This window comes from Allobosea sp. 01N443, assembly GCF_056399325.1.
Genome location: NZ_JBFTRC010000369.1, coordinates 1 through 1,879, shown reverse-complemented (window position 1 = coordinate 1,879; position 1,879 = coordinate 1). Strand labels below are relative to the sequence as shown.

2 protein-coding genes are annotated in these 1,879 nt (G+C 66.3%); both read left to right on the top strand.

What is annotated here, in order from left to right; genetic code table 11:
* A partial coding sequence (phnE, locus tag AC1DRP_RS36405; RefSeq protein WP_476771116.1) for a phosphonate ABC transporter, permease protein PhnE occupies positions 1-602 on the top strand: 602 nt, incomplete at its 5' end.
* A 128-nt stretch (positions 603-730) separates the two neighbouring features.
* A partial coding sequence (gene phnA / locus AC1DRP_RS36400) for a phosphonoacetate hydrolase (protein WP_476771115.1) occupies positions 731-1,879 on the top strand: 1,149 nt, incomplete at its 3' end.

Genomic DNA, 1,879 nt, shown 5'->3' with positions numbered 1-1,879 from the left:
TTCTGGATCGACTCTGGAAGCCGGCGCTGGAGAGCCTGCAGGTCGCGGTCTGGGGCACGCTGCTCGGCGTCGTCATCGCGCTGCCGATCTGCTTCTTTGCGGCCCGTAATCTAAGCCCGAGCCCGGTCGTCTATCACGCCACGCGCCAGGTGCTGAACTGCATGCGCGGCATCAACGAGATCATCCTGGCGCTGATCTTCGTCGCCGCCATCGGCCTTGGCCCCTTCGCGGGCGTTCTGGCCCTTGCGATCCACGGGGCCGGCATGCTCGGCAAGTTCTTCGCCGAGGCGATGGAAGATATCGACGAGGGACCGCTGGAGGCTTTCCGCTCGGCCGGCGTCGGGCCCTTCCAGACCTTCTTCTTCGGCGTCCTGCCGCAGGTGCTGCCGACCTGGCTGGGCACGGTGTTCTACCGGCTGGAAACCAATGTCCGGCAGTCGACCGTGCTCGGCATGGTGGGCGCCGGCGGCATCGGCTTCGAGCTCGTCTCCTCCATGAAGCTCTTCAAGTACCAGGATACCGCGACCTGCATCCTGATGATCCTGGCGATGGTGCTTGCGGCCGATCTCATCTCATCGCGTGTCCGGGCCATGATCCGCTAACGCCCTTCGACCGTGGCGCCCCTCGCCACGGTCAACTGACCTTCCCGGCGCGGGCCGCCCGCGCTCCCCCCTGCCTCGACCAGCCCATGTCGCTGAAGCGCCAAGTCCGCTTCTCGAAAGGAAGACCCATGCTCACGCGAGCCCCTAACATCGTGGCCGCCAATGGCCGCAGCTATCGCCTGCCGGAGGTTCCGACCGTCGTGGTCTGCATCGACGGCTCCGAGCCCGGCTATATCGAGGCGGCCATCGCCAGGGGACTGGCGCCCAATCTCGACCGCCTGCTGCGCGCCGGCTCCTACCGGCTGGCGCGCTCGGTGATCCCGAGCTTCACCAATCCGAACAACATCTCGATCATCACCGGACAGCCGCCGGCAGTCCACGGCATCGCGGGCAACTATTTCTACGATCGGGCGGCCGGCGAAGAGGTGATGATGAACGATGTGCGCTTCATGCGCACCGGCACCATCATGCAGGCCTTTGAGGAGGCCGGCGCCAAGGTTGCCGTCGTCACCGCCAAGGACAAGCTTCGCACCCTGCTCGGCAAGGGCCTGGATCCGAAGAGCGGCCGCTCGATCGCCTTCTCCTCGGAAAAGGCCGACAAGGCGACGCTGGCCGAGAACGGCATCGAGAACTTGCTCTCCTTCGTCGGCAAGCCCCTGCCGGAGGTCTACTCGGCCGATCTCTCGGAGTTCGTCTTCGCAGCGGGCGTGAAGCTGATCAGGACGTTCCGGCCGGACGTCATGTATCTCTCGACGACCGACTATATCCAGCACAAGGCCGCACCGGACAGCGAGGTAGCCAACGCCTTCTATGCGATGATGGATCGCTATATCGGCGAACTCGATGCGCTCGGCTGCGTGCTGGCGCTCACCGCCGATCACGGCATGAACGATAAGCACCTCGCCTCGGGCGAGCCCGATGTGCTCTATCTCCAGGATTGGGTCGACGCGCGATGCGGCGCCGGCCAGGCGCGCGTGATCCTGCCGATCACCGACCCCTATGTCGCCCATCACGGCGCGCTCGGCTCCTTCGCTACCATCTATCTGTCGGAGGGAACGGACGGCCGGGCGCTCATCGCCGAGCTCGCAGCCACCAACGGCGTGGAGGTCGTGCTGGACAGCGGCGCTGCCTGCGCCCGCTTCTCGCTCCCGGCCGACCGGATCGGCGACATCGTGGTGATCTCGACCCGCCACAAGGTGCTCGGGACCAGCGCCGCGCGGCACGACCTGGCGGGTTTGACCGAGCCGTTGCGCTCGCATGGCGGCCTGACCGAGCAG